Below are 25,333 nucleotides of genomic sequence, written 5' to 3'. Positions count from 1 at the left end.
GGCTCCCTTGCTCGCGCGTCCAGGTCCGCCGGCTGCTCGCGCGCGCGTCTAACCCCGCTGTTCCAGACCGAGAAGTGCGTGCATCCGTGCGTACTTCTGGGTCAGTCGTTCCCGGGTCGGCCCGGCCAGGACCGCGAGCCGCTCCGGGTCGGCGTTGTGCGCCAGGTCGGCCTGCTTCACCAGCAGCGCGCCCGGGGTGGCGAGGATCCGGCGCGCGTACTCCTCCGGTTCCTCCCCCGCCCGCTTGGTGACGGCGCGCACGATGGCTTTGGTGCGGTCGGTCAGGGCGGCCGCCGTCAGCCACTCCTCGCTCAGCGCGTCGTCCTCGACGGAGTCGTGCAGCCAGGCCGCCGCGATCTGCTCGGCGTCCCCGCCGCGGGCGCGCACCCCGTCCGCGACGGCCGCGAGGTGCTCCGCGTACGGCCGTCCCGCCTTGTCGGTCTGCCCCGCGTGCGCGGTGCGGGCGAGGCTCTCGACCTCGGCCAGGGTGAGTGGTGTCTCGGTCACTCGTCCAGTGTCTCGCGGCGCAGCGCCGCGCGGGCCGGGACGGTGACCGCGGTCAGCCCGAGCAGCAGGATGCCGCCGACGAAGGCGCCGTAGACCAGATCATCGCGGTGAGGGCGCGGGCGATGAAGGTGCCGATGAAGGTGGAGGGCTTGAAGCGGAGCGATGCTCTTGCCAGGCCGTTGGGGCGCATCTGGGTGCCGTTCGGGGTCGGTCCGCCTCGGCTTCGCCTTCGGCGGGGATGTGTTTCCCACCCGCACCACCCGTACTGCTTTCGTCGTCGGGTGCGGGTGGCCCCTGTGGGGCGGATTCGCCGTCGGCGGGTGCGGGATGTGGTGTGGGTGGGTGGTGTGGGTGGGGCGTGCGGGATTCGTCGGTGGGTGCGGGTGCACCCCGTGGGGCGGCAGCGCTGTTGGCGGGTGCGGGACGTGGCGTGCGGGATTCGTCGGCGGGTGCGGGTCGGCCCTGTGGGGCGGGAGCGCCGTCGGCGCATGCGGGACGTGGGTGGGGCCTGCGCGATCCATCGGCGCGTGCAGGCGGGTCCTGAGGGGCGCGAGCGCCGTCGGCGCATGCGGGACGTGGGTGGGGCCTGCGCGATCCATCGGCGCGTGCAGGCGGGCCCTGAGGGGCGCGAGCGCCGTCGGCGCATGCGGGACGTGGGTGGGGCCTGCGGGATTCGTCGGCGGGTGCCAGAGGGCCCCGCGGGGCGGGGGCGCCGTCGATGGGGGCGGGTAGACCCCGCGGGGCGGGAGTGCTGGTGGGAGTTGTGGGCGTGGTTGGGCTCGCGCCGTCGACTGGCTTGTGGGGTGTCAGGCTGCTGGGCGGGCGTGGGTGGTGAGGGTTGTCATGCGGGACGCGATGTGGGAGGCGGGGGCTCGGTCCAGGTGGTCGATCAGTTGGCCGTCGGCCAGGAACAGGACTCGGTCGGCCCAGGCGGCGGCCGTCGGGTCGTGGGTGACCATGACGATCGTGGCGCGCTGGGTGTCCACGGCCTCGCGGAGCAGGGCGAGGATCTCGGCGGCGGTGGTGGTGTCCAGGGCGCCGGTGGGCTCGTCCGCGAAGACGACGTCGGGGCGGGCGACCAGGGCCCGGGCGACGGCCACGCGCTGCTGCTGGCCGCCGGACAGCTCGCTCGGGCGGCGGCGGGCCTTGTCGGCGAGGCCGACCTGGGCGAGTACCTCGGCACAGCGGTGGCGGTCGGGGCGGCGGCCGGCCAGTCGCATCGGCAGCATGACGTTCTGTGCGACCGTGAGGGAGGGGAGGAGGTTGAAGGCCTGGAAGACGAAGCCCAGGCGGGTGCGGCGCAGTGCGGTCAGCTTGTTCTCGCTCAGCCCGGTGATGTCCGTGCCGCCGAGCACGACCCGGCCCGCGGTGGGGCGGTCCAGGCCCGCCGCGCACTGCAGGAACGTGGACTTGCCGGAGCCGGAGGGCCCCATCACCGCGGTGAAGGTGCCGGCGGGAAGGGCGAGGTCGATGCCGCGCAGGGCGTGCACGGCGGCGCCTCCGCGTCCGTAGTGGCGCGTGACTCCGTGCAGTTCTACGGCCCAGTCGCTTGGCATGGGGGTCCCTCCGGTCCGTGGGCGTTCGGTGACGTGTCTCGACCGTACGGATACGGAGGGTGGCCGGACCATGCGGACGGCTGGCGGATCCGGGCGGGGGAAAACCCCACCCCCGGCAATCCCGCCCGGCATTCCCCGGGGGTGGCTCAGCGGGCCGTCGCCGGCACTGCCTGGCGGCAGATCAGGAGCAGGGCCCGGTCGTCGTTGACGTCCTTGGCGACCGCCTCGATGAGGTGCCAGGCGGCGCCGTGGAACCCGCCGGCGACATAGCGGTCGGCCTCTCCGGTGAGGCGGTCGATGCCCTCCACGATGTCGCGGTCGGAGGTTTCCACCAGTCCGTCCGTGAACAGCATCAACACGTCCCCGGGGCGCAGCGAGCCCTTCACGGGGTCGAACTGGGCGCCGTCGTACACACCCAGCAGCGGGCCCTCGGCCGCCTTCTCCTCCCAGCGTCCGCTGCCCGCGCTCAGCTGCAGCCCCGGCGGATGGCCCGCCGAGTACAGCTCGTAGTCCCCGGAGTCCAGGTCCAGCACCAGGTGGATGGAGGTGGCGAAGCCCTCGTCCCAGTCCTGGCGGAGCAGGTAGCCGTTGGCGGCCGGGAGGAAGGCGTGCGGGGCGAGGGAGCCCAGCAGTCCGCCGAACGCACCCGACAGCAGCAGCGCACGCGATCCCGCGTCCATGCCCTTGCCGGACACGTCCGTGAGCACGACCTCCAGGGTGCGGCCGCTGTTCGTACGGGCCGCGACGACGAAGTCGCCCGAGAAGGACTGGCCGCCCGCCGGGCGCAGCGCCATCTCGTGGTGCCAGCCGTGCGGCAGCTTCGGCAGCTTGCTCTGCACCCGGATCCGCTCGCGCAGGTCGAAGAGCATGGTGCCGCCGCGCCGCCAGGGCACGCCGACCCGGCTGCGGAACTGGGCCGTGAGCAGCCCGAAGAAGCCGCAGGCCGCGACCACCAGGACCACCCCGGGGGTCACCCGCGAAGGCCCCTCGGTGTACGGGCCGAGCCGCACCGACTCCACGATCAGCGCGGTGGCCGCCGCCGCGTACAGGCCGAGCAGGCTCGCCGGGCGCAGCAGCAGGCCGCCCGCGACGATCGGCAGCACGAGGGTCCCCGGGGAGCACCACACCGAGTTGGCGAGGGTCATGGCCGCGAGGACAGGGATGGTGAGCAGCAGACCGACGAGCGCGATCCAGTCCGAGCCGTCGCCGCGGAAGTAGTCCACGGCGCTTCTGCGCAGGCCGACACGGGCCCGGTGCCACTGCATCTTCCACCGGGCCGTGAACGTCTCGGCCTTCGCGCGCCGCTCTCGTCCTGCTGCCATTAGTTCGGGACCCTATCGATCGGACCAGCCCCTTGGCACGGGAGGTCCCACTTGTCCCCCGTGAGAGGCGTAACTTCGCGGTTCAACTTCACAGTGAACGGCACGGAGGGCCATCGCGCCGCCGCCCGGGAGAAATTCACTGGCTCGTCCCGCAATGCCCTGATAGGCATGGCTCATGGCGACTGACCGTACGACCGAGTTGAAGGTATTGCGCCCCGAGGAGTGGGACGGGTGGTGGGACAACCTGATCCGCGCCTTCGGCGCGGGTCAGGCGTCGCCCGAGGAGCGTGAACTGGACAAATCACTCACCGACTTCGACCGTTCCCTGGCCGCCTGGGACGGGGACGTGCTGGTGGGGACGGCGGGGGCGTTCAACTTCCGGATGACCGTGCCGGGCGGGTCCCTGGTGCCCGCCGCAGGCGTCACCATGGTGAGCGTGGCCGCCACGCACCGGCGGCGCGGCGTGCTGACCTCGATGATGCGGCGCCAGTTGGACGATGTGCACGCCCTGGGCGAGCCGCTGGCGGTGCTGCAGGCCTCCGAGCCGGCCATCTACGGCCGCTTCGGGTACGGCGCCGCCACCTTCCAGCTGCGCGCCGAGATCGACACGAGCCGGGTGGAACTGGCCCTGCCCGCCGGCACCGAGGAGATACGGCTGCGGTACGCGCGGCCCGCCGACGTCCTCGCCGAGTGCGAGGCGGTGTACGCGGCGCTGGTGCCGCGCCGGCCCGGGATGCTGGCCCGGCAGCCCGGCTGGGAGCGGGTGGCGCTGCTCGACCCGGAGAGCGAGCGGGACGGCGCGTCCGCGCTGCAGTGCGTGGTCGCCGAGCGGGACGGTGAGGTCACCGGGTACGCCCGTTTCCGCACCAAGCTGGGCTGGGGGCCGACCGGGCACAACGGCACGGTGTCGCTGGAGGACCTCGCCGCGCTGGACCCGGCGACCGATGCGGCGCTGTGGCGCTTCCTGTTCGACATCGACCTGATGACGAACCTGACCGTGCGGGGGCGGCCGGTCGACGACGCGTGGCAGTACCTGGTCTCCGACATCCGGCGCTGCGTGCCGCAACTGCGGGACTCGTGCTACGTCCGTCTCGTCGACGTCGGTGCGGCGCTGGCGGCGCGCACCTATCAGGCGCCGGTGGACGTCGTGTTCGAGGTGGCGGACGACTTCTGCCCCTGGAACGCCGGGCGTTGGCGACTGACCGGCGACACCAAGGGCGCGACCTGCGAGCGTACGACCGACGCCGCCGATCTCACCCTGTCCGTACGGGAGTTGGGCGCGGCCTACCTCGGCGGCGTGACCCTGCTGTCGCTGGCGGCGGCCGGCCGGGGACGGGAACTGCGGGACGGGGCGCTGACGGAGGCGTCGGTGGCGTTCGCCTCACCGGTGGCCCCGTGGCTGCCGCACGGCTTCTGACGGCTGCTCCCGCTCAGGGCTGCTGACAGGTAGGGCACCAGAAGAGGTTGCGGGCGGCGAGGTCTGCGGTGCGGATCTCGGTGCCGCAGATGTGGCAGGGCAGGGTGGCCCGGCGGTAGACGTAGACCTCGCCGCCGTGGTCGTCCACGCGGGGCGGGCGGCCCATCGCCTCCGGGGTGTGCTCGGGGCGGACCGTGTCGATGCGGTTGTTGCGCACACCCTCGCGCATGAGCGCGACGAGGTCGGCCCAGATGGCGTCCCACTCGGCCGGGGTGATGTCCCGGCCCGCGCGGTACGGGTCGATCCGGTGCCGGAAGAGGACCTCGGCGCGGTAGACGTTGCCCACGCCGGCGATGATCTTCTGGTCCATCAGCAGCGCGGCGATCGTCGTACGGCTGCGGGAGATCCTCCGGTGTGCCGCGCCCGGGTCGGCGTCCGCGCGGAGGGGGTCGGGGCCGAGGCGGTCGTGTATCGCCCGCTTCTCGTCGTCCGTGATGAGCGCGCAGGTCGTCGGGCCGCGCAGGTCGACGTACGCGGTGCCGTTCGCGAGGCGGAGGCGGACGGTGTCGGTGGGCGGGGGTGCGGGGGTGGGCCCGAAGCCGACCTTGCCGAAGAGGCCGAGGTGGATGTGGACCCAGTCGGTGTCGCGGAACCGGAGGAAGAGGTGCTTGCCGTGGGCCTCGGTGCCGGTGAGGAGGGCGCCGTCCAGCAGGTCGGCCGCGTCCGAGAACTTGCCCTGGGGGCTGGTCACCCGTGGGGCGGTGCCCTGGAAGCGCTCGGCGTAGTCCTGGGCCAGCCGGTGGATGGTGTGCCCTTCTGGCACGGCTGAGGTGTCCTTTCCTACCGTGACTTTTCCTACCGCGACTTTCCCACCCACCCATCCGTCTCGGTCGGCAGAAGGGTGGGTGTACTGGCTTTGCCCACCCGTCTCATCTCAGCCCACCGAGTCGGGTGGGTGGGTGGGCAAAGCGGGGGCCTGGGGGCAGGGCCCCCGGGGTTACTGCTGCGGGTGGTGGGGCGGGATCGGGGGCAGGTCGCCCGTCGTCTCGTACGCCGACAGCATGTCGATGCGGCGCTGGTGACGCTCGTCACCCGAGAACGGCGTGTTGAGGAAGACCTCGACGAACTTGGTCGCCTCCTCCGTGCTGTGCATCCGCGCACCCACGGCGACGACGTTCGCGTTGTTGTGCTGCCGCCCCAGCGCCGCCGTCTCCTCGCTCCACGCGAGAGCCGCCCGCACACCCTTCACCTTGTTCGCGGCGATCTGCTCCCCGTTGCCGGAGCCGCCGATCACGATGCCGAGAGCCTCGGGGTCCGCGGCCGCCTTCTCCGCGGCACGCAGGCAGAAGGGCGGGTAGTCGTCCTGGGCGTCATAGATGTGAGGCCCGCAGTCGACGGGCTCGTGCCCCGCCGCGGTGAGCCATTCGACGAGGTGGTTCTTGAGTTCGTAGCCCGCATGGTCGGAGCCGAGATACACGCGCATGGGACGAGTGTGACACGCCTGTTTCAGGGCAGCAGCCTCGGGTGTCGAGCCCAGAAAATGTGACTGGAACCATAGAACCTCAAGGAAACCTCAAGTAACGATCTGGATTCAGAGGTTCCCGGATTCGTTCGCCTCGGTTTCACTGGACCGGCTCGTACACCGCTCGTACGGGCTGCTCCCCCTGGCGTAAAGGAAATCCGTCCATGACCCCTGGTTCGGGCCTCCAAGCAGGACTCAAAAACCGCCATCTGACGATGATCGCGATCGGTGGCGTCATCGGAGCCGGCCTCTTCGTCGGCTCCAAGGCCGGTATCGCTACCGCGGGACCGGGCATCCTCCTGTCGTACGCCCTCGTCGGCACGCTCGTGGTGCTGGTGATGCGCATGCTCGGCGAGATGTCCGCGGCCAATCCGACCTCCGGTTCCTTCTCCGCGCACGCCGACCGTGCGCTCGGACGCTGGGCCGGCTTCTCCATCGGCTGGCTCTACTGGTTCTTCTGGGTCGTCGTGCTGGCCGTCGAGGCCACCGCCGGCGCGGACATCCTCGAGGGCTGGATCCCGGCCGTGCCCCAATGGGGCTGGGCGCTCATCGTGATGGTCGTCCTGACCGCGACCAACCTGGTCTCGGTCGGCTCCTACGGCGAGTTCGAGTTCTGGTTCGCCGGCATCAAGGTCGTGGCGATCAGCGCGTTCATCGTCGTCGGCCTGCTGGCCATCTTCGGTGTCCTGCCGGGCGTGCACGCCGACAAGGCGAGCTTCGGCAATCTGACCTCGCACGGCGGCTTCCTGCCGCACGGACCCGGCGCCATCCTCACCGGTGTGCTGCTGGTCGTCTTCTCCTTCATGGGCAGCGAGATCGCGACGCTGGCGGCCGGCGAGTCGGAGGACCCGCAGAAGGCGGTCACCAAGTCGACCAACAGCATCATCTGGCGTATCGGCGTCTTCTACCTGGGCTCGATCCTGGTCGTCGTCTCGCTGCTGCCGTGGAACGACCCCTCGATCGCGAAGGACGGCTCGTACGTCGCCGCCCTGGACTCCCTCGGCATCGCGCACGCCGGTGAGATCATGAACTTCATCGTGCTGACCTCGGTGCTGTCCTGCCTCAACTCGGGCCTGTACACGGCCTCCCGGATGGCTTTCTCGCTCGGTCAGCGTGGTGACGCGCCGAAGGCGTTCGCCCGTACGACGTCCCGGGGCGTGCCGATGGCGGCGATCATCGCCTCCGTTGTCTTCGGTTTCGTCGCGGTCTTCTTCAACTACAAGTTCCCGGACACGATCTTCCTCTTCCTGGTCAACTCGTCCGGTGCGGTCGCGCTGTTCGTGTGGCTGGTCATCTGCGCCTCGCAGCTGCGGATGCGGAAGATCATCCAGCGGGAGGCGCCGGAGAAGCTCATCGTCAAGATGTGGCTGTATCCCTACCTGACCTGGGCGACGGCCGCTCTGATCGTGTCCGTCCTGGTGTACATGCTCTTCGACACGGAGCATGACGGGCGGGAGACGGTGCTGCTGTCGCTGCTGGTCGCGGCGGTCGTGCTCGTGGTCGCGTTCGTGAAGCAGAAGGTGACGGCGGGCCGCGGGACCGAGGTGCCCGCGGTCGAGGCCGAGGTGGTCGACAAGGTCACCACAGGCTGACGTCGCCCGTCTGATTCCAGCCGCTTCCGGCTGCTTCCGGCTCACAGCACGGTGAAGGTCTCCTTCACCGTGCTGTACGTCTTCAGGGCCTGTGCTTCGATCTCCGGTTGGTACCAGGTGTTGATCTGGTACGACTTCCCGTCCGCGTCGAAGCCGAGGAGGCGGGCGTGCCAGGGGGTGCCCCTGAGGGTGAAGGTGTACTCCCAGACGACCGCCGGGTACCCCTGGAATCTGGTCTCGGCCAGCCGGATCTTGACGTAGTCACGTCCTTGCTGGGCGTTCTTCTCCGAGCGCTTCCAGGTGTCCAGGAGGTTGCCCCGGGCCAGCGAGGACTTGCCGACGAGTTCCTGCCGCCCGTCGGGCGAGGTGTAGTGCACCTCGGCCCCGGTCTTCACATCCCGCCGCCACCCCTGCGGCGGAGTCCACGCGAACCCGCCCGCCTCCGTCCTGGAGCCGGGCGGCGGACTGTGCGGCCGCGAGGTCCCGTCGACGGTCGGGGAAACGGCCTCGGAGTCCGAGCCCCTGGGCGAAGAAGCCGTAGCGGTCCCACCCTGTTGTCCCTGTCCCTGTGCCCCCTCCCGCCGCCCACCCCCGCCGGAGGTGGCGACCAGCACGGCGATCACGACACCGACGGCGACGACCCCGAGAACGGCCAGCAGCGCGGTACGACGGAAGTGCGGGCCGTCCTGGCCTTCGGGCACCCCGGCCGCCGACTCGAACGGCGCGCCCACCCGCCGCTGGGTCACCGCACCGGCCCGCACGCGAGCCCCGGCAGACTGCTGCGCCGGACCGCCCCCGGGGACCCCGGCCACAGCTTCATCAGGGGCCGCGAGGAGTCCGGCACGGTCACCGGCACGGCCTGGGCTGCTGCCGACGGGAGCGATGCCATGGTCGGGGCGAGCATGACCGCCGCTTACAGGGAGAGGGCCGGAGTCGCCGGGAACAAGGCCGACAGGGGTGGGGCCGGGGTCACTGAGGCGCGGGCCGTCGCCGACACGGGCAGGGCCGCAGTCGCCAGGAGCATGACCGCCACCGACACCGGCAGAACCACTGCCGCCAGGAACAGGGACGCCGCCGACGGGGCTGGGGCCGTTGCCGACACCGATGGGGCCGTATCGGCCGGCTAGCGCGTCCTGGGACGGCCCTGTGGACGGGGTAAGCCCCCGCCCGGCCTGAGCCTCGCCCGCCCCCCGGTCCCTCGGCTCGGCTCCCACCGGCCCGTCTCCCACCGACCGGGCTCCGCGCAGCGCGGAATCCCCCGAGTGGAGACCGGCCGAGTCGGGCCCCACCATCCCGGCTCCGCTCGGCCCGGTCCCCGCCGGTCCAGGAGCCACCGGCTCGACTCCGGCCGCTGATCCAGCACCCATAGGCTCGACACCCGCCACCACAGGCCCAGCCGACTCGGGCACTGCAGCCCCGGAACTCGCCACTCCGGGCCCGCTCAACCCAGGCTCCGTCGACCCAGGCCCCGCAGGCCCAGCCGACTCGGGCGCCACAGCCCCGGAACTCGCCACCCAGGGCCCGCTCGACCCAGGCTTCGTCGGCCCCGGCCCAGCCCCCGTCGGACCAGGACCCACCGCTCCCGATCCAACATCCACCGGCTCGACACCCGCCGCCCCAGCCCCAGCCAACTCCGGCCCCACACCCCCGGAACCCGCCACCCCAGGCACACCCAACCCAGGCCTCGCCGACCCCGGCTCCACCGGACCGGCCCCCGTCGACCCGGCCCCCGCCGCCGAAGGCCCCACCGCCCCAGGCCCTACGAGCCCGCCGCCCCCCGCCCCCTGACCTCCCCCAGGACCAGCCCCCACCGACCCCTCCCCAACCACCGGCCCCTCCCCCAGAGCAACCGTCGGTGTCGGCGACGGATACGCCACCGTGCTCAGGGCCCGCTCCACCTCGTTCAGGCCGGGGCGGTTCGACGGGTCCTTGGTCAGGAGGGCGGTGAGGAGGGGGTGCAGTGGGCCTGTTGTCGGGGGGAGGTGGGGTTCTTCGTAGAGGACCGCGTGCAGGGTGGCGAGGGTGGTGTCGCGGGTGAACGGGGAGTTGCCCGCCAGAGCCGCGGAGAGGGTCGCGCCGAGGGACCACAGGTCGGACGGTGGGCCCTGGCGGCGGCCGGAGACGCGTTCGGGGGCCATGTAGTCGGGGGATCCGACGAGCATGCCGACCATGGTGAGGGCCTTGGCGTCCTGGATCGCGGCGATGCCGAAGTCGGTGAGGACCACGCGGCCCGCTCCGGTTTCCACCAGGACGTTTCCCGGTTTGATGTCCCGGTGCAGGACGCCGCCGGCGTGTACTTGGCGGAGCGCGGCCACCAGGCCCAGTCCGATGCGCGCGGTCTCGCGCGGGCTCAGCGGGCCCTCCTCCGTCATGATCCGCTCCAGTGAGCGGCCGGTGACCAACTCCATGACGATCCAGAGGCGTTGACCCTGGTCCACCACGTCGTACACGCGCACGACGTTGGGGTGGTCGATCCGGGCCGTCGCCCGCGCCTCGCGCAGAGTGCGTTCGCGGTGTGTGTGGGTGTCCTCCGCGGCCTGCCCGTCGACGCGTATCTCCTTCACCGCGACCAGCCGGTCGAGTGTTTCGTCGACGGCCCGCCACACCCGCCCCATTCCCCCCTGCCCGATGCTTTCGACCAGCCGATAGCGTGCGTTCACCAGCAGCCCCGGAATCCCGCCGGCCCCCGGTTCTCCCAATTCCCCCATATTTCCCGGCAATGCGTCGCACCCCCCTCAACGACCGTCTCTGCTGAAACACAACGGTCACACTTCGAGCCGTACCAGCATAGTGCGGGGAAATCTTGTGGTACCTCTTCAAGTACTGCGAATTCAGGCGCAGTCCAGGGGGTTGCAAGGGGGGCGAACATGAGTTCTCGTCGTAGGGCGGGCATCGCAGGATCGCTGGTCATGGCATCTTTTTCGGCCGTGCTGGTCCTCGCCTGCACGGCCGCCGCCGATGACCAGGGAACGGGCAGCGACAAGGGAGGAAAGGCGGTCGACGAGGCACCGGCGGGCGTGAAGCTGCGCACGCTGCTGCCGGAGAAGATCTCGGTCGACAACAGTTCGAAAAAGACGGCGATTACCGCCACCGTGAAGAACGACGGCAGCAAGGACAGCGGTGGGATTCGGCTTTTGGTCGTCGGATTCGACGCGCTGAAGATCACGAGCGTTCAGGGCTGCTCGGCCATCGCGGAAAAGGATCTGCCGGAAGGTTCGAACAGCGGTTTCAGCTGCCCGGTCGGCACGCTCGCGGCGGGGCAGTCCAAGTCGTACGCGGTGCAGGCCACCTACGACTTGAGCAAGGCCGGCAAGATCTGTCTGCCCGTGCAGACCACGGACGGGAAGAAGACGTTCTGGCAGCAGGGCCCGGTGCCCTTCGGCACGACCAACCCGTCGCCGAACGCCCCGGCCACCCCGCTGCTCCTCGGCACCGACAACAAGCCGGTCGCACCGGGCGGCGACGAGCTGCCGAAGACCGGTGTGGGGCGGGACGTGCTGCCCCTCGGTGCCGCGGGCGCCGCACTGATCGCGGCCGGCGCGGCCGGAGTGTGGTGGTCGCAGCGCCGGCGGCAGGAGGCCTGAGCGGCACGGAGTGCGGGGCTGCACGGCCGGAGACGCGGAAGAGGCTCGCCGGGCTCAAAGAGCGGTACGACCCGGCGAACCTCTTCCGTCCCAACTACGGCGTCAGCGCTTGCCGGCGAACTTCCAGGCCGTGGGCAGCAGACCCATCGCCAGGGCGGCCTTCAGGGCGTCACCGATGAGGAACGGGGTGAGGCCGAGGGAGATCGCCTGGGAGGCGGACAGGCCGGCGGCCACGGCCAGGTAGGGGACGCCGACGGCGTAGATGACGGCCTCGCCGAGGATCATCGTGCCCGCCATGCGCAGCGGGGAGCGGTCGGCGCCGCGGGCGGCCAGCGCGCCCACCAGGGCGGAGGCGAGCAGCATGCCGAGGATGTAGCCGAAGGAGACGGCGCCCGAGCCGGAGGTGCCGCCCGCGAACCACGGCACGCCGACGGCACCCGCGACGGCGTACAGGGCGAGGGAGAGGAAGCCGCGGCGGGCGCCGAGCGCGGTGCCGACGAGCAGCGCGGCGAAGGTCTGGCCGGTCACCGGCACCGGGGAGCCGGGCACCGGAACCGACAGCTGGGCCGCGAGACCGGTGAGCACGGCGCCGCCGAGGACGAGGGCGGCGTCGCGCACGCGGGACGCGGGAAGGAGGTCGGCGAGGACGGCGCCGGGGCGGGCGGCGACGGTGGCGGTGCTCATGGGGACTCCGCGAGTGGTGTGGGCACGGGGGAACACCGTGACGCTATCCCGGGCGTCGCGCGCTGATCACCGTCAGTGGTCGACAAAGGCGGGAACCGGCCCTTGGTGGGCTTCGGACAAAGGGTGTGGGTTACACCGGGTACGGCGTGATGCCCGTCACTGAGGTGAAGTGGTGCATGGTACGGGGGGACCTGACGCCGCGTCTGTAGGGTTCCACCAATGCCCTGGTGGCCGTCTCGCCCGTCGGTCGCTGTCTGGGCAGCACGTGGGTGCTTTGCTAGCTTCGAACGCATGGTTGCCCAGGCCCGGTACTTCACGTCGCGTCGCTATGTCGACCTGCGACGCCAGGGCACGGCCACCTGTCGCCGCCCGGGGTAGCGGCGCTCCACGGTGTGCCGCTCCTCTCCGAGACGTGTCGGCCCCGTTTTCGAGGACGGTCCTCCATGCCCCGTACCGCGGCATCCACCCTTGTCTCCCCCGTTCCCCGTGCCGCCGACAGCGACCGGCGGCGTACGAGTGCCAGCGTCGTGCTGCGGTCCGTGCTGGAGCACGGGCCGGTGGCGCGCAGCACCATCGCCCGGCTGACCGGGCTCTCACCCGCGTCGGTGACCGAGCACTGTGCCCGGCTGGCCGGGCTCGGGCTGATCCGGGAGGAGGCGGCGCCCCGCCGTTCGAACGGGGTCGGCCGGCCGCATGTGCCGGTCGACCTCGACCGTGAGCGGTTCGTGGTCGGCGGGGTGCACGTGGCCGTGCCGTACACCACCGTCGCGCTGCTGGACCTGCGCGGCCGGGTGGTGGCCGAGCGGCGGCTGAAGCACGAACGGACCGATCCGGGCCGGGTGCTGGCCCGGGCCGCCGAGGGCCTGGAGGCGCTGCTCGCGCAGGTACCGGGCCGCCGGCCGCTGGGGGTCGGGGTCGCGGTCGGCGGCTGGGTGGACCGGGAGACGGGCACCGTCGTCGAGCACGAGCTGCTGGGCTGGCGCGAGGTGCCGGTGCGGGAGCTGCTCGGCGCCCGCACCGGACTGCCCGTACAAGTGGACGGGCACGCGCGGGCGTTGGTGGGCGGCGAGCGGCTGTTCGGGCGGGTCCGGGGCAGCCGCAGCGTGCTGCATCTGTTCGTCGGCAACATGGTCGACGCGGCCTTCGCGACCAACGACGAGGTGCACCACGGGCCCCGGTCCCAGGCCGGTACCATCGCCCACCTTCCGGTGCCGGGCGGCACCGAGCCGTGCGGTTGCGGGCGAACCGGCTGCCTCCAGGCGGAGTTGAGCGAGCGGACGCTGTGCCGGCGGGCCCGGGAGGCCGGGGTGATCGACGGAGCGAACCCGATGCAGGTGGTGGCCGCGGCGGCGGCCGGGGACGCGGTGGCCCGGCGGCTGCTGGTGGAGCGAGCCCGGACGACCGGACGGGCAGCCGGACTGCTGCTGGATGTGCTCAACCCGGAGACGGTGGTCGTCACCGAGGTGGGCGTCATCCACTTCGAGGACTGCCTGAGCGCCCTGCAGGAGGCCGTCGGCACGGCACGTTCGGCGGACGTCGTGCCGACGAGTTTCCCGGATTCCGTGCTGGCGGTGGCGGGCGGTTCGGTGGCCCTGGATGTGCTGTACCGGGATCCGCTGGCTGCGTCACCTGAGGCTATTTGATTCAGAAACTCGGAATGTTGACAGGGATCACCGGTGGCCGAGAACATCCTGCTCATGAGCTGTCGCACCCTTTGTTGCTGACGCGTTGACGCGCGTGAAGCGCGTATCTCCTCCGTATCTCTTCCGTGTGAATTCCCCCTTGCCAGGCTGGAATTCCGCCTGCCTTTTTCGCTCTTTTTCCCCGGGAGTACTCCCATGCACCGTCGTCTCTTCCTCACCTCTGTGCTGGGCGCGTCCGCCGCCGTGGCGGGTCTCGGCGGCTGCGCACACGGCAGCGCCGCCGCCGACACCGAGGGCGCGGCCACGAAGCCGCTCGCCGACCAGGTCCCGGCCGGCACGAGCCTGAGGATCGCCTCGTACCAGGGTGTGCAGCAGCTCCAGTTCAGGCTGGCCAAGCTGCCCGGCCTGCCCTTCACGGTGTCGAGCTGGGTGAACATCGGGGCTGGTCCCGATGTCATCAACGCCTTCCGCGCCAAGTCCCTGGATCTGGCCAACAACGCGGGCATCCCGCCGATCCAGGCGCACTACCAGGGTTTCGACGCCAAGATCGTGGCGATCGGCATCACCCGCAAGCCCAACTACCTGTTCGCCACCAAGCCGGGCAGCGACATCCGGACGGTCGCGGACTTCAAGGGCAGGAAGCTCGCCTTCTCCCAGGGGCAGGCGCAGGGTGTCGTGCTCCTGCGGGCGCTGAAGCAGGCGGGTCTGACGTACGACGAGGTGAAGCTGGTCCCGCTGACCAGCAACCAGTTCCTGACCGCCCTGCAGTCCGGGCAGGTGGACATCGCCCCGCTCGCCAACAGCCAGGCACCCGCCTACCTCAAGCAGTACGAGGGCAAGGGCGCCCACACCATCCCCACCGACGTCGTCGACCTGCTCAACCTGCTGTGGGCGCCGGTCTCCGTGCTGGCCGACCCGGCGAAGGCCGCCGCGATCGCCGCGTACGTCCCGCAGTGGGCCAAGGGCCAGGTGTGGCAGTACGAGCACCCGGACGTGTGGAACGAGGAGTTCTACGTCAAGACGCAGAACCTGACCCCGGAGCAGGCCCGGGGCATCTCCGAACTCGCCAACAAGCCGCTGTTCCCGCCCAGCTGGGACGAGGCGGTCAAGTGGGAGCAGGAGACCGCCGACCTGCTCGCCGAGGGCGGCTTCGTGAAGAAGTTCGACGTCTCCTCGCTCTTCGATCACCGCTTCGAGTCCCTCGCCGCCAAGGCCGTACCGGCCCAGTACCGGAGGTGAGCGCCGTGACCACGACGACGACCGCCGTGGCGGCCACGGCCGCCGGGGAACTCCCCCTGGTCCGCCGGCGCCGCCGGCTCTCCCCCGGCCGCCGCCTGCCCGCGGCCCGGCTGGCCGGCCCGCTGCTGCTGCTCGCTCTGTGGGCCGCCGCCTCGGCCGCCGGCCGGCTGGATCCGGGTGCGGTCCCGGCGCCCTGGACCGTGCTGAGAACGGGCGCCCGCCTGTGGACCGACGGCACCCTGCCCACCGACATCCTGACCGCTGACGCGGGCCGGGTACGGCTTCGCAATCTGGCTGACCGCCGGTGTCGCCCTCGCGCTCGCCGCCGGGCTCAGCCGGGCCGGGGAAGCGCTGATCGACGGGACCGTGCAGCTCAACCGGGCGATCCCGACCCTCGGTCTGATCCCGCTGTTCATCCTCTGGCTGGGCATCGGAGAGACCTTCAAGATCGCCGTCATCGCGATCGTCGTCTACATCCCTCTCTACCTGAACACGCACGCCGCGCTGTCGGGCATCGACAGCCGGTACGTCGAACTCGCCGAGGTGCAGGGCCTGTCGCGGTTCGCCTTCATCCGGCAGGTCGTGATCCCCGGGGCGCTGCCCGGGTTCTTCGTGGGACTCCGGCTCGCCGTCACCGGCTCCTGGCTGGGCCTGGTGGTCCTGGAGCAGATCAACGCCACCAGCGGCCTCGGCTACCTGATGTTCCAGGCGCAGAACTACGGCCAGACCGACGTCATCCTGGTCGGCCTGCTGATCTACGGCGTCTTCGGCCTGGTCTCCGACAGCGTGGTCCGCCTGATCGAACGGAGGGTGCTGTCGTGGCGCCGCACACTGAACAGCTGACCCGGCCCGCCGTCCGGCTGCGGGACCTGACCCGGTCGTTCGAGGGGCGTACGGTCCTCGACGGCATCGACCTCGACCTGCCCGCCGGCCAGTTCACGGCCCTGCTGGGGCACAGCGGCTCGGGCAAGTCCACCCTGCTGCGAGCCGTCGCGGGCCTCGACCACGGGGTCGCGGGCAGCGGCCGGCTCACCGCGCCCGAGCGGGTGTCGGTCGTGTTCCAGGACTCCCGGCTGCTGCCCTGGCGCCGGGTGCTGGACAACGTACTTCTCGGCCTGGACGGCAAGGACGCCGTCGAGCGGGGCCGTTCGGCGCTGGCCGAAGTCGGTCTCGAAGGCCGGGAGCGGGCCTGGCCGGGCGAGCTGTCCGGCGGCGAGGCACAGCGGGCCGCACTCGCCCGCTCCCTGGTCCGCGAACCCGAACTCCTGCTGGCCGACGAGCCGTTCGGCGCGCTGGACGCGCTCACCCGGATCCGGATGCACCACCTGCTGCGCGAGCTGTGGGAGCGCCACCGGCCCTCGGTGCTGCTCGTCACCCACGACGTGGACGAGGCGATCGTGCTCGCCGACCGGGTCCTCGTCCTGGACCGGGGCCGGATCGGCCTCGACCTGACCATCGACCGTCCCCACCCGCGCTCGTACCGCGAGCCGGTGCTGGGCGAATACCGCGAGCGGCTGCTGGCCGCGCTGGGCGTCACGGAGGACCATCAGTGACACAGAGAAGGCTCCACCTCAACGCGTTCCTGATGAACACCGGCCACCACGAGGCGTCCTGGCGGCTGCCGGAGAGCGACCCGTACGCGCACGTCGAGCTGGACCACTACGTGCGGCTCGCCCGTATCGCCGAGCGCGGCACCTTCGACTCCCTCTTCCTGGCCGACAGCCCGCAGCTGTGGGGCAGCGTCGCCCAGCGCCCGGCCGGCGCCCTGGAACCGCTCACCCTGCTCACCGCCCTGGCGACGGTCACCGAGCACATCGGTCTGATCGCCACCGCTTCCACCTCCTACAACTCCCCCTACAACCTGGCCCGCAAGTTCGCCTCGCTGGACATCATCAGCGGTGGCCGGGCGGGCTGGAACATCGTCACCACCGCGGGTGCCGAGGCCGCCCGCAACTTCGGCCTGGACGGAGAACCCGCGCACGCCGAGCGGTACGCCCGCGCCGCCGAGTTCCTCGGCGTGGCCCTCAAGCTGTGGGACAGCTGGGAGGACGACGCGATCGTCGCCGACAAGGCGGCCGGGGTCTGGGGCGACGACGCCAAGATCCATCCGCCCCGGCACAAGGGGACGTACTTCAGCGTCGAGGGCGCGCTCAACGTGCCGCGCACACCCCAGGGTTACCCGCTGCTCGTGCAGGCGGGCTCCTCGGCGGACGGCAGGCGGTTCGCGGCCCGGTACGCGGAGGCGGTGTTCACCGCCCAGCAGACACTGCGGGACGCGCGGGCCTTCTACGGCGACCTCAAGTCCCGTACCGCACAGGAGAGAAGGGACCCCGACCACATCAAGGTGCTGCCCGGCATCGTCCCGGTGATCGGCTCGACGGAGGCCGAGGCGCGGGCCGCCGAGCGGCTGCTGGAGGACCACATCGTGTACGACCACGGGGTGAGCCGCCTGGAGAGCCTGCTGAAACTGCCCGCCGGGACACTGGAGTTGGACGCGCGACTCCCGGCCGATCTGCCGCCCGAGTCCGCCGTCGAGGGCGCCAAGAGCCGCTACACGCTCATCGTGGAGCTGGCCCGGCGCGAGCGGCTGACCGTACGGCAGCTGATCGGGCGGCTCGGCGGCGGGCGCGGGCACCTCACCTTCGCCGGGACGCCCGAGCAGGTCGCCGACCAGATCGAGACCTGGTTCACGCAGGGCGCCGCCGACGGCTTCAACATCATGCCGGCCGTGCTGCCCTCCGGTCTGGAGGCGTTCGTCGAGCACGTCGTACCGATCCTGCGCACCCGCGGCCTGCTCCGCACGAAGTACGACGGCCGCCCCCGCCAGACCCTGCGGGAGCGCTACGGCCTCCCCCGCCCCGCCAACCAGTACACCGCATCCCTCGTGTGAAAGGACCAGCGAACATGTCCATCGAGATCACCAAGGTCACCGCACGCATCGGCGCGCGGATCTCCGGCGTCGACATCTCCCGGCCGCTCGCCCCCGAGCAGGTCGCCGCGATCCGCGAGGCCCTGAACGTCCACAAGGCGCTCGTCTTCGACGACGTGCACCTCGACGACGCGGGCCAGCAGGCCTTCGCCCGCCACCTCGGCGACCTGACCACCGCCCACCCGACGGTCGGCGCCGTCGAGGGTGCCCCGAACGTGCTGCCCGTGGACAGCGAGCGGGGCCGCGCCAACCACTGGCACACGGACGTCACCTTCGTCCTCAACCCGCCGCAGGCCAGCACCCTGCGCTCGATCACCGTCCCGCCGTACGGCGGCGAGACCCTGATCGCCAACGCGGCGGCCGCCTACCGTGACCTGCCCGAGCCACTGCGCCGGCTCGCCGACACCCTGTGGGCCGAGCACACCAACGACTACGACTACGCGGTGCCGGCCGAGGAGATCGACGAGGAGAAGGCCGCCCAGCGGGCCCAGTTCACGTCCATCACGTACCGCACCGCGCACCCGGTGGTTCGCGTCCACCCGCTGACCGGTGAACGCGGCCTGTTCATCGGCGGGTTCGCGCAGCGGATCGTGGGCCTGTCGGTGGGCGAGTCCCGCAGGATCCTCGACCTGCTCCAGGCATACGTCACCCGTCCGGAGAACGTCCTGCGCTGGCGCTGGTCCCCGAACCAGCTGGTTCTCTTCGACAACCGCATCACCCAGCACTACGCCATCGACAACTACGACGGCCGGCCGCGCCGTCTGCACCGGGTGACCGTCGCCGGTGACATCCCGGTCGGTATCGAGGGCAAGGAGAGCTACTCGATCGAGGGTGACGCCTCGCACTACACACCCGTGGCCGCGTAACCGCGGTCTCACCCTGCGTAAGGTGGGTGTCCGCATACTGGGCGGCCTGTCCGTGTGAGCGGACGGGCCGCCCAGACTGTGGGCGTTTTTGCCCACCCTCAGGACTGGACGAGCCGCGCACATGCCCAGCACCACCACCGAGACGCCACCGCAGCAGCAGGACGGCGTCTCCCTCTCCCACGGTCTCAAGCAGCGCCACCTGTCGATGATCGCCCTCGGCGGTGTGATCGGCGCGGGCCTGTTCGTCGGCTCCGGCGCGGGTATCGCCGCGGCCGGACCGTCCATCGTGATCGCCTTCGCGCTCTCCGGCCTCCTGGTGATGCTGGTGATGCGGATGCTCGGCGAGATGTCCGCCGCCTACCCGTCCTCGGGTTCCTTCTCCGCGCACGCCGAGCGGGCGATGGGCCCCTGGGCGGGCTTCACGGCGGGCTGGTCCTTCTGGGTCCTGCTGTGCACGGCCGTCGGCCTGGAGGGCATCGCCGCGGCGAAGATCGTCACCGGCTGGCTGCCGGGCACCCCGCAGTGGGCCTGGGTCGCCCTGTTCATGCTGGTGTTCTGCGGGGCGAACCTGGCCGCGGTGAAGAACTTCGGCGAGTTCGAGTTCTGGTTCGCGGCGCTGAAGGTCGGCGCGATCAGCCTGTTCCTGGTCCTGGGCGGGCTGGCCATCACCGGCGTGCTCCCCGGCACGGACGCCCCGGGCACCTCCCACCTCACCGACTTCTTCCCGCACGGCGGCGAGGGTCTGGTCATCGGTCTGCTCGCCTCCGTCTTCGCCTACGGCGGCCTGGAGACGGTCACGATCGCGGCCGCCGAGTCCGAGAACCCGGTCAAGGGCGTGGCGGGCGCGGTCCGCACGGCGATGTGGCGCATCGCGCTGTTCTACGTCGGCTCCATGGCGGTCGTGGTCACGCTGGTCCCGTGGGACTCGAAGGACATCGCGAACCCGGACAAGGGCCCGTACGTCGCCGCCCTCGACCACCTCGGCATTCCCGGCGCCGGCCAGGTGATGAAGGTCGTCGTGCTGGTCGCCCTGCTCTCCGCGATGAACGCCAACATCTACGGCTCCTCGCGCATCGCCTACTCGCTGGTGGAGCGCGGCCAGGGCCCCAAGGCCCTGGCGAAGACCTCCGGCGGGGTGCCGCGCATCGCCGTCCTCACCTCCTGCGTCTTCGGCTTCGTGTGCGTGCTGCTCAGCTACTGGCGGCCGGACGACGTCTTCCCCTGGCTGCTGAACATGATCGGCGCGGTCATCCTGGTCGTCTGGATCTTCATCGCGGTCTCCCAGCTGCTGCTGCGGCGCCGCGTGGAGCGGGAGGCACCGGAGAAGCTGGTCGTCCGCATGTGGGCGTTCCCGTTCCTGACGTGGATCGCGCTGGCGGGGATGGCGGCGATCTTCGTACTGATGGCCCGGGAGCAGGGGACTCGGGTTCAGCTGTACTCGACCGGTGGGATGACGGTGTTCCTGGCGGTGGTGGGGTACGTGTGGCAGCGGGTGCGGGCCAGGTCCTGACCTCGCCCCTCCCCTTCGAGCCCCCCTTCGAACCCTCCCGAAAGACCCCCGCGGTGCATCCGCGGGGGTCTTTTTGTTGCTAGCGTGTAATTGCAAGTCCTTCGCAATAAGAGGTTCGGAGGGGACACCACCCATGCCCGTCTACACGCTGCCCGACCTGCCCTACGACTACTCCGCGCTCGCCCCCGTGATCAGCCCCGAGATCATCGAGCTGCACCACGACAAGCACCACGCGGCGTATGTGAAGGGCGCCAACGACACGCTGGAGCAGCTCGCCGAGGCGCGTGACAAGGAGTCGTGGGGGGCGATCAACGGGCTGGAGAAGAACCTGGCCTTCCACCTCTCCGGGCACATCCTGCACAGCATCTACTGGCAGAACATGACCGGTCCGAAGGACGGCGGCGGCGAGCCGCTGGCGCAGGACGGGGTGGGCGAGCTGGCGGAGGCGATCAAGGAGTCCTTCGGATCCTTCGCGGCGTTCAGGACGCAGCTGTCCAAGGCGGCGGCCACCACCCAGGGCTCGGGCTGGGGCGTGCTGGCGTACGAGCCGCTGAGCGGGCGGCTGATCGTCGAGCAGGTCTACGACCACCAGGGCAACGTCGGCCAGGGCGCGACGCCCCTCCTGGTCTTCGACGCCTGGGAGCACGCCTTCTACCTCCAGTACCGCAACCAGAAGGTGGACTTCGTCGAGGCGATGTGGCAGGTGGTCAACTGGCAGGACGTGGCCAGGCGTTACGCGGCGGCGAGGTCCCGCACGGACGTGCTCCTGCTCGCCCCCTGAGTCGTCCTGCCTCGTGATCGTCTTCTCACCCTTCACGTAGGCAGGCGGATGAGAGAAGACCCCCGCGAGGACGTGACTTGCGGGGGTCTTCCCCACCCCGAGGGTCCACCGAACGGCTGACCCGAAGTTCCACCGGACACCCGTGTCCGCCAAATGCCCTGCTCAGCAAGGCTTTTGGGCATGAACTCACTGACTGTGCGCATGGCACGCTGGAGCGCCGGGCACCCCTGGCGGGCGCTCGTCGGCTGGCTGCTGTTCGTGGCGCTGTGCCTGGGCGTCGGCAGCGCCCTCGGCACCGACAGCGCGAAGACCGCCGACTACCGGGTGGGCGAGGCCGGCCGGGCCGAGGCCACGGCCGCCGAAGGGCATCTGGAACGCCCGTCCACCGAGCAGATCCTGATCTCCGCCCGAACGGGTGCCCTGGACGAGGGGCCGGCCGCTTCCGTCGCGCGCGAGCTGACCGCACGCATGCGACGGCTGCCCGAGGTCGCCGCGGTGGCCTCCCCGGAGCGGTCCTCCGACGGACGCGTCCTCCTGGTCGAGGTGTCCCTCAAGGGCGAGGAGCTGGACGCCGACCACAAGGTCGGCGCCCTCGTCGCGCAGACCGGGGCCGTACAGCGGGCGCACCCCGAGCTGCTCGTGCAGGAGACCGGATCCCCCTCCGTCAGCAAGGGAGTCGACCAGCAGCGCGACGACGACCTGGCCCTCTCCGAGAAGATCAGCCTGCCCCTCACCCTCGTCACCCTGCTGCTCGTGTTCGGCTCGCTCACCATGGCCGCCGTACCGCTGCTGCTCGCGCTGTCGTCGATCGCGGGGGCCATCGGGCTGGCGATGGCCGCCTCGCATCTCACCCCCGACGCCGGGGTCGGCAAGAACGTCATCCTCATGATCGGCCTCGCGGTCGGCGTCGACTACACGCTCTTCCACCTCAAGCGGGAGCGCGAGGAGCGGGCCCGCTCCGGTGGCCGGCTCGGCACCGAGGCGCTGGTGGAGCTGGCGGCCGCCACGTCCGGTCGGGCCGTCGTGGTCTCCGGTCTTGCGGTCGTCGCCTCCACCGCCACGCTGTACCTGGCCTCGGACGTGATCTTCTCATCGCTCGCCACCGGCACGATCGTGGTCGTACTGGTCGCGGTGGCCAGCTCCCTGACCGCACTGCCGGCGCTGCTGACCGTCCTGGGCCGACGGGCCGAGCGCAGGGTTCGGCGGCGGGCGGAGCACGGCAAGCCCGCACGGCGCCTGCGCGGCGGGGACGACGGCCGGTTCTGGTCCGCGCTGCTGCGCCCCGCCGCCCGGCATCCGCTCGCCACCCTGTGCTGCTCGCTGCTCGCCCTGCTCGCCCTCGTCCTCCCGCTGACCGGCCTGAAGATCACCGAGATGAGCCGGGACACCCACTCCCGCGCGATCCCCGCCATGCGGGTGTACGACCGCCTCAACGCGGAGTTCCCCGAGCGGCGGGTCGCCCACCAGGTCGTCGTACAGGCCCCCGCCGAGCGCTCCGCCCAGGTCACCGGGGAGCTGCGGGCACTGGCCCGCCGAGCGACCGCCGACCCGCTGTTCACCGACTACGCCCGTATCCGCACCGCCGCCGACCACCGGACCAGCACCCTGGAACTGCGGGTGCCGTACCTGGGCAACTCCCCGCAGGCGCACGACTCGCTGGAGCAGCTGCGCCACGACTACCTGCCCGCCACCGTCGGCAAGGTCACCGGCGCGCGGTACGGCGTGAGCGGCGACGTGGCCCGCTACACCGACTATCCGGCCCATCAGAACGGCAAACTGCCCCTGGTCCTCGGCGCGTTGCTGCTGGTGACGTTCCTGATGACGCTGTACGCGTTCCGCTCGGTCGTGCTCGGCCTGCTCGGTGTCGTACTGAACCTGCTGTCGGCGGCGGCTGCGCTCGGCCTGCTCGTGCTGGTCTTCCAGCACACCTGGGCCGAGGGGCTGCTGGGCTTCCGCTCCACGGGGTCGATCGGTTCCCGTGTGCCGCTGTTCCTCCTCGTGATCCTCTTCGGTCTGTCGATGGACTACCAGGTGTTCGTGGTCAGCCGGATCCGGGAGGCGGTGCTGGCCGGCACGCCCACCCGGCAGGCGGTCGTCGAGGGCATCCGGCGCTCGGCGAGCGTGGTGACCAGCGCAGCCGTGATCATGACGACCGTCTTCGTGAGCTTCGTCTTCCTGCACATCATCGAGATGAAGCAGATCGGTTTCGTGCTCGCCGCGGCCGTCCTGCTGGACGCCTTCGTGGTGCGCGTGCTGATCCTGCCGGCGGCCCTGCTGCTGCTCGGCGAGCGCACCTGGTGGCCCGTGCGGCCGTCGAAGACCGCCGTCCCCGGCCCGAACCCCCAGCTGCTGGACGTAGGTTGACAGGTATGACCACGCCCGCCGACGCCCTGTGGGCGACCTCGCTGCGCCGCTGGAACGCGGTGTGCTGGGTCCTGTTCGCCGCGATGGCGGTCGGCATCACGGCCCTGAGCGAAGGCGCCGACCGGTACGCGGCCCTCGGCCTGCTGGGCAGCGTGGCCCTGTGCTTCGCCGTGCTGGACCGCCGCCCCGCCCATCCCGTCGTACGGCCGCACGGGTACCTCGCGGTGCTGGTGATCGCCCTCGCCGGACTCGCCTATCTGCGCACCAGTTACGCGGCCCTGTTCATGGTCACGCTGCCGCACTACTGGATGTTCGGCCGCACCCCGAGGATCTCCCTGACCTTCCTGGGGCTGGCCACCGCCGGCACGCTGCTGGGGGCCTGGGTGCGGCAGGGCTGGTCCGGCGAGTTCTTCGGCGAGACGGTGGTGGGCACGCTGATCGTGGTCGCGGTCGGCGTCCTGATCGGGCTGTGGGCCCGCGCGGTGGTCGAGCAGAGCAGCGAACGCGCCCGGCTGATCGAGGAGTTGGAGCGCACCCAGGCGGAGCTGGCCGAGGCGCATCTGCGGCAGGGCGCGGCGGAGGAACGGGAACGGATGGCACGGGAGATCCACGACACGCTCGCTCAGGGCTTCGCCTCGATCGTCGTGCTGGCCGAGGCGGCCCGCGCCGGGCTCGCCACCGACCCCGGGCGCACCGCCCGGCAGCTGGTGTCGATCGAGTCGACCGCCCGGGAGAACCTGGCGGAGGCCAGGGAACTGGTCGGCTCGGGGCGGCCGCCGGGCGGCGCGCACTCCGGCTCGGTGGCGCAGACCCTGCAGCGGATCGTGGACCGGTTCGCCGAGGACACCGGGCTGAGCGTGGCCGCCGAGCTGGCCGACCTGGACTGCGACCAGCAGACCCGGGTCGCGCTGCTGCGCTGCGCCCAGGAGTCCCTGGCCAACGTGCGCAAACACGCCCGTGCCTCGACGGTCGGCGTAGTGCTGGCCCGGCGCCCCCACGGGGTGGAGCTGGAGGTCACGGACGACGGCACCGGATTCGTGGTCGAGGCCTGCACCGGCTTCGGTCTCGACGGGATGCGCAAGCGGCTCGCCGAACTGGGCGGGCGGCTCACGGTGACCAGCTCGGTCGGGGACGGAACCAGGATCCTCGCGGTGATCCCGGTGGAGGGAGCGGCATGACCGACAGGCTCCGGATCGTCGTGGTGGACGACCACACCGTGATGCGGGCCGGGGTGATCGCCCTGCTGGACGGGGAGGCGGACATCGAGGTCGTCGGCGAGGCCGGCGACGGCCGTGCCGCACTCGACCTGGTCGCCCGCCACGACCCGGACGTGGCCCTGGTCGACCTGCGCATGCCGGTGCTGGACGGGGTCGCGACGACCACCGGGATCGTCGCTCGTCACCCGCGCACCCGCGTGCTGATCCTCACCACCTACGACACCGACGCCGACATCGAGCGCGGGGTCGAGGCCGGCGCCATCGGCTACCTGCTCAAGGACACCACCCGCGAGCAGCTGGTCGACGCGATCCGCTCGGCCGCGCGCGGGGAGACCGTGCTCGCGCCCCGGGTGGCGGAGAAGCTGGTCGCCCGGATGCGGCGCCCCGTCCACGATCCGCTCACCACCCGCGAGACCGATGTGCTGACCGCGGTGGCCGACGGGCTCACCAATGCCGAGATCGGCCGTCGGCTCGTCATCTCCGAGGCCACCGTCAAGACTCATCTGCTGCGCCTGTTCGCCAAGCTGGACGTCAACGACCGCACGCGGGCGGTGGTCGTCGCGATGGAGCGAGGGCTGCTGCCACGCCCGTGACCGGTCA

At 71.3% G+C, this 25,333-nt stretch carries 22 protein-coding genes and 2 pseudogenes; 15 read left to right on the top strand and 9 right to left on the bottom strand.

Annotation, left to right across the window (positions count from 1 at the left end; all coding sequences use genetic code 11):
• Positions 1 to 48: 48 nt before the first annotated feature.
• The 4 genes from ACFY3C_RS05805 to ACFY3C_RS05790 all read right to left on the bottom strand — a co-directional run bounded on the left by ACFY3C_RS05805 (position 49) and on the right by ACFY3C_RS05790 (position 3,385).
• The gene (locus ACFY3C_RS05805) at positions 49 to 507 is read right to left on the bottom strand and encodes an HD domain-containing protein (RefSeq protein WP_390769839.1); all 459 of its coding nucleotides are present in this window, start codon (positions 505 to 507) and stop codon (positions 49 to 51) included.
• Positions 504 to 758, bottom strand: a complete 255-nt coding sequence (locus ACFY3C_RS05800; protein WP_390769838.1) for a hypothetical protein — start codon at positions 756 to 758, stop codon at positions 504 to 506. The genes ACFY3C_RS05805 and ACFY3C_RS05800 overlap by 4 nt, the downstream gene beginning before the upstream one ends.
• Before the next feature lie 555 nt (positions 759 to 1,313).
• Positions 1,314 to 2,063: an ABC transporter ATP-binding protein gene (locus tag ACFY3C_RS05795; protein ID WP_390769837.1), complete on the bottom strand. Its 750-nt coding sequence runs from the start codon at positions 2,061 to 2,063 to the stop codon at positions 1,314 to 1,316.
• Positions 2,064 to 2,209: 146 nt separating this feature from the next.
• Positions 2,210 to 3,385, bottom strand: coding sequence for a PP2C family protein-serine/threonine phosphatase (locus ACFY3C_RS05790; RefSeq protein ID WP_390769836.1), 1,176 nt, complete (start codon positions 3,383 to 3,385; stop codon positions 2,210 to 2,212).
• Positions 3,386 to 3,560: 175 nt separating this feature from the next.
• Between ACFY3C_RS05790 and ACFY3C_RS05785 the strand changes: the two genes are divergently transcribed.
• The gene (locus ACFY3C_RS05785; protein ID WP_390769835.1) at positions 3,561 to 4,802 is read left to right on the top strand and encodes a GNAT family N-acetyltransferase; all 1,242 of its coding nucleotides are present in this window, start codon (positions 3,561 to 3,563) and stop codon (positions 4,800 to 4,802) included.
• Positions 4,803 to 4,815: 13 nt separating this feature from the next.
• Here ACFY3C_RS05785 and ACFY3C_RS05780 read toward each other — a convergent pair whose 3' ends face one another.
• Positions 4,816 to 5,625 (bottom strand): Fpg/Nei family DNA glycosylase, encoded by an 810-nt coding sequence (locus tag ACFY3C_RS05780; RefSeq protein WP_386571749.1) that lies wholly within the window; start codon positions 5,623 to 5,625, stop codon positions 4,816 to 4,818.
• Between the two features lie 174 nt (positions 5,626 to 5,799).
• Complete coding sequence (locus tag ACFY3C_RS05775; RefSeq protein ID WP_386571748.1) at positions 5,800 to 6,285, bottom strand: ribose-5-phosphate isomerase; 486 nt, start codon at positions 6,283 to 6,285, stop codon at positions 5,800 to 5,802.
• A 203-nt stretch (positions 6,286 to 6,488) separates the two neighbouring features.
• On the opposite strand from ACFY3C_RS05775, the gene ACFY3C_RS05770 reads away from it, so the two are divergent.
• Entirely contained in the window at positions 6,489 to 7,916 is a 1,428-nt protein-coding gene (locus tag ACFY3C_RS05770) for an amino acid permease (protein ID WP_390769834.1), read from the top strand.
• 41 nt (positions 7,917 to 7,957) lie between these two features.
• Here the strand turns inward: ACFY3C_RS05770 and ACFY3C_RS05765 are convergent, their stop codons facing one another.
• A complete protein-coding gene (locus ACFY3C_RS05765) occupies positions 7,958 to 8,311 on the bottom strand; it encodes a hypothetical protein (protein ID WP_390769948.1) in 354 nt (117 codons plus the stop codon).
• 159 nt (positions 8,312 to 8,470) lie between these two features.
• Here ACFY3C_RS05765 and ACFY3C_RS05760 point away from each other — a divergent pair, with 159 nt between their 5' ends.
• Entirely contained in the window at positions 8,471 to 9,043 is a 573-nt protein-coding gene (locus ACFY3C_RS05760; RefSeq protein WP_390769947.1) for a hypothetical protein, read from the top strand.
• Between the two features lie 738 nt (positions 9,044 to 9,781).
• Here the strand turns inward: ACFY3C_RS05760 and ACFY3C_RS05755 are convergent.
• Positions 9,782 to 10,531, bottom strand: a pseudogene (locus ACFY3C_RS05755) (serine/threonine-protein kinase); the annotation flags it as partial.
• 252 nt (positions 10,532 to 10,783) lie between these two features.
• Here ACFY3C_RS05755 and ACFY3C_RS05750 point away from each other — a divergent pair.
• Positions 10,784 to 11,500: an LPXTG cell wall anchor domain-containing protein gene (locus ACFY3C_RS05750; protein ID WP_390769833.1), complete on the top strand. Its 717-nt coding sequence runs from the start codon at positions 10,784 to 10,786 to the stop codon at positions 11,498 to 11,500.
• A gap of 102 nt (positions 11,501 to 11,602) precedes the next feature.
• Here ACFY3C_RS05750 and ACFY3C_RS05745 read toward each other — a convergent pair whose 3' ends face one another.
• Positions 11,603 to 12,184, bottom strand: a complete 582-nt coding sequence (locus ACFY3C_RS05745) for a biotin transporter BioY (RefSeq protein WP_386571744.1) — start codon at positions 12,182 to 12,184, stop codon at positions 11,603 to 11,605.
• Positions 12,185 to 12,627: 443 nt separating this feature from the next.
• On the opposite strand from ACFY3C_RS05745, the gene ACFY3C_RS05740 reads away from it, so the two are divergent.
• The 11 genes and pseudogenes from ACFY3C_RS05740 (at position 12,628) to ACFY3C_RS05690 (ending at position 25,326) form a co-directional block, all read left to right on the top strand.
• A complete protein-coding gene (locus tag ACFY3C_RS05740; protein ID WP_390769832.1) occupies positions 12,628 to 13,827 on the top strand; it encodes an ROK family protein in 1,200 nt (399 codons plus the stop codon).
• Between the two features lie 195 nt (positions 13,828 to 14,022).
• A complete protein-coding gene (locus ACFY3C_RS05735; RefSeq protein WP_390769831.1) occupies positions 14,023 to 15,066 on the top strand; it encodes an ABC transporter substrate-binding protein in 1,044 nt (347 codons plus the stop codon).
• Positions 15,063 to 15,909, top strand: a pseudogene (locus ACFY3C_RS05730) (ABC transporter permease). The gene ACFY3C_RS05735 and the pseudogene ACFY3C_RS05730 overlap by 4 nt, the downstream one beginning before the upstream one ends.
• The gene (locus ACFY3C_RS05725) at positions 15,885 to 16,619 is read left to right on the top strand and encodes an ABC transporter ATP-binding protein (protein ID WP_390769830.1); all 735 of its coding nucleotides are present in this window, start codon (positions 15,885 to 15,887) and stop codon (positions 16,617 to 16,619) included. The pseudogene ACFY3C_RS05730 and the gene ACFY3C_RS05725 overlap by 25 nt, the downstream one beginning before the upstream one ends.
• Complete coding sequence (locus tag ACFY3C_RS05720) at positions 16,616 to 17,956, top strand: LLM class flavin-dependent oxidoreductase (protein ID WP_390769829.1); 1,341 nt, start codon at positions 16,616 to 16,618, stop codon at positions 17,954 to 17,956. The genes ACFY3C_RS05725 and ACFY3C_RS05720 overlap by 4 nt, the downstream gene beginning before the upstream one ends.
• A 14-nt stretch (positions 17,957 to 17,970) precedes the next feature.
• The gene (locus ACFY3C_RS05715; protein ID WP_390769828.1) at positions 17,971 to 18,861 is read left to right on the top strand and encodes a TauD/TfdA dioxygenase family protein; all 891 of its coding nucleotides are present in this window, start codon (positions 17,971 to 17,973) and stop codon (positions 18,859 to 18,861) included.
• Between the two features lie 121 nt (positions 18,862 to 18,982).
• Positions 18,983 to 20,371, top strand: a complete 1,389-nt coding sequence (locus ACFY3C_RS05710) for an amino acid permease (RefSeq protein ID WP_390769827.1) — start codon at positions 18,983 to 18,985, stop codon at positions 20,369 to 20,371.
• Positions 20,372 to 20,504: 133 nt separating this feature from the next.
• Positions 20,505 to 21,152, top strand: coding sequence for a superoxide dismutase (locus tag ACFY3C_RS05705; RefSeq protein ID WP_386571732.1), 648 nt, complete (start codon positions 20,505 to 20,507; stop codon positions 21,150 to 21,152).
• Between the two features lie 180 nt (positions 21,153 to 21,332).
• Positions 21,333 to 23,516 (top strand): MMPL family transporter, encoded by a 2,184-nt coding sequence (locus tag ACFY3C_RS05700; RefSeq protein ID WP_390769826.1) that lies wholly within the window; start codon positions 21,333 to 21,335, stop codon positions 23,514 to 23,516.
• Between the two features lie 5 nt (positions 23,517 to 23,521).
• On the top strand, positions 23,522 to 24,694 hold the full coding sequence (locus ACFY3C_RS05695) for a sensor histidine kinase (protein WP_390769825.1): 1,173 nt from the start codon (positions 23,522 to 23,524) through the stop codon (positions 24,692 to 24,694).
• Positions 24,691 to 25,326, top strand: coding sequence for a response regulator (locus tag ACFY3C_RS05690; RefSeq protein WP_386571731.1), 636 nt, complete (start codon positions 24,691 to 24,693; stop codon positions 25,324 to 25,326). The genes ACFY3C_RS05695 and ACFY3C_RS05690 overlap by 4 nt, the downstream gene beginning before the upstream one ends.
• Positions 25,327 to 25,333: the final 7 nt, after the last annotated feature.

Source organism: Streptomyces sp. NPDC001410, assembly GCF_042895235.1.
Classification (GTDB): Bacteria; Actinomycetota; Actinomycetes; order Streptomycetales; family Streptomycetaceae; genus Streptomyces.
Note: the sequence above shows the minus strand (reverse complement) of the source record. Positions and strands in the feature narration are given on the sequence as shown.

What these genes read in the sequence shown, in the direction of transcription:
- ACFY3C_RS05795 (WP_390769837.1), bottom strand. Translation starts at nt 2,063, where the DNA reads ATGCCAAGCGACTGGGCCGTAGAACTGCACGGAGTCACGCGCCACTAC.
- ACFY3C_RS05715 (WP_390769828.1), top strand. Translation starts at nt 17,971, where the DNA reads ATGTCCATCGAGATCACCAAGGTCACCGCACGCATCGGCGCGCGGATC.
- ACFY3C_RS05785 (WP_390769835.1), top strand. Translation starts at nt 3,561, where the DNA reads ATGGCGACTGACCGTACGACCGAGTTGAAGGTATTGCGCCCCGAGGAG.
- ACFY3C_RS05740 (WP_390769832.1), top strand. Translation starts at nt 12,628, where the DNA reads ATGCCCCGTACCGCGGCATCCACCCTTGTCTCCCCCGTTCCCCGTGCC.
- ACFY3C_RS05705 (WP_386571732.1), top strand. Translation starts at nt 20,505, where the DNA reads ATGCCCGTCTACACGCTGCCCGACCTGCCCTACGACTACTCCGCGCTC.
- ACFY3C_RS05690 (WP_386571731.1), top strand. Translation starts at nt 24,691, where the DNA reads ATGACCGACAGGCTCCGGATCGTCGTGGTGGACGACCACACCGTGATG.
- ACFY3C_RS05770 (WP_390769834.1), top strand. Translation starts at nt 6,489, where the DNA reads ATGACCCCTGGTTCGGGCCTCCAAGCAGGACTCAAAAACCGCCATCTG.
- ACFY3C_RS05695 (WP_390769825.1), top strand. Translation starts at nt 23,522, where the DNA reads ATGACCACGCCCGCCGACGCCCTGTGGGCGACCTCGCTGCGCCGCTGG.
- ACFY3C_RS05790 (WP_390769836.1), bottom strand. Translation starts at nt 3,385, where the DNA reads ATGGCAGCAGGACGAGAGCGGCGCGCGAAGGCCGAGACGTTCACGGCC.
- ACFY3C_RS05735 (WP_390769831.1), top strand. Translation starts at nt 14,023, where the DNA reads ATGCACCGTCGTCTCTTCCTCACCTCTGTGCTGGGCGCGTCCGCCGCC.
- ACFY3C_RS05750 (WP_390769833.1), top strand. Translation starts at nt 10,784, where the DNA reads ATGAGTTCTCGTCGTAGGGCGGGCATCGCAGGATCGCTGGTCATGGCA.
- ACFY3C_RS05745 (WP_386571744.1), bottom strand. Translation starts at nt 12,184, where the DNA reads ATGAGCACCGCCACCGTCGCCGCCCGCCCCGGCGCCGTCCTCGCCGAC.
- ACFY3C_RS05710 (WP_390769827.1), top strand. Translation starts at nt 18,983, where the DNA reads ATGCCCAGCACCACCACCGAGACGCCACCGCAGCAGCAGGACGGCGTC.
- ACFY3C_RS05775 (WP_386571748.1), bottom strand. Translation starts at nt 6,285, where the DNA reads ATGCGCGTGTATCTCGGCTCCGACCATGCGGGCTACGAACTCAAGAAC.
- ACFY3C_RS05700 (WP_390769826.1), top strand. Translation starts at nt 21,333, where the DNA reads ATGAACTCACTGACTGTGCGCATGGCACGCTGGAGCGCCGGGCACCCC.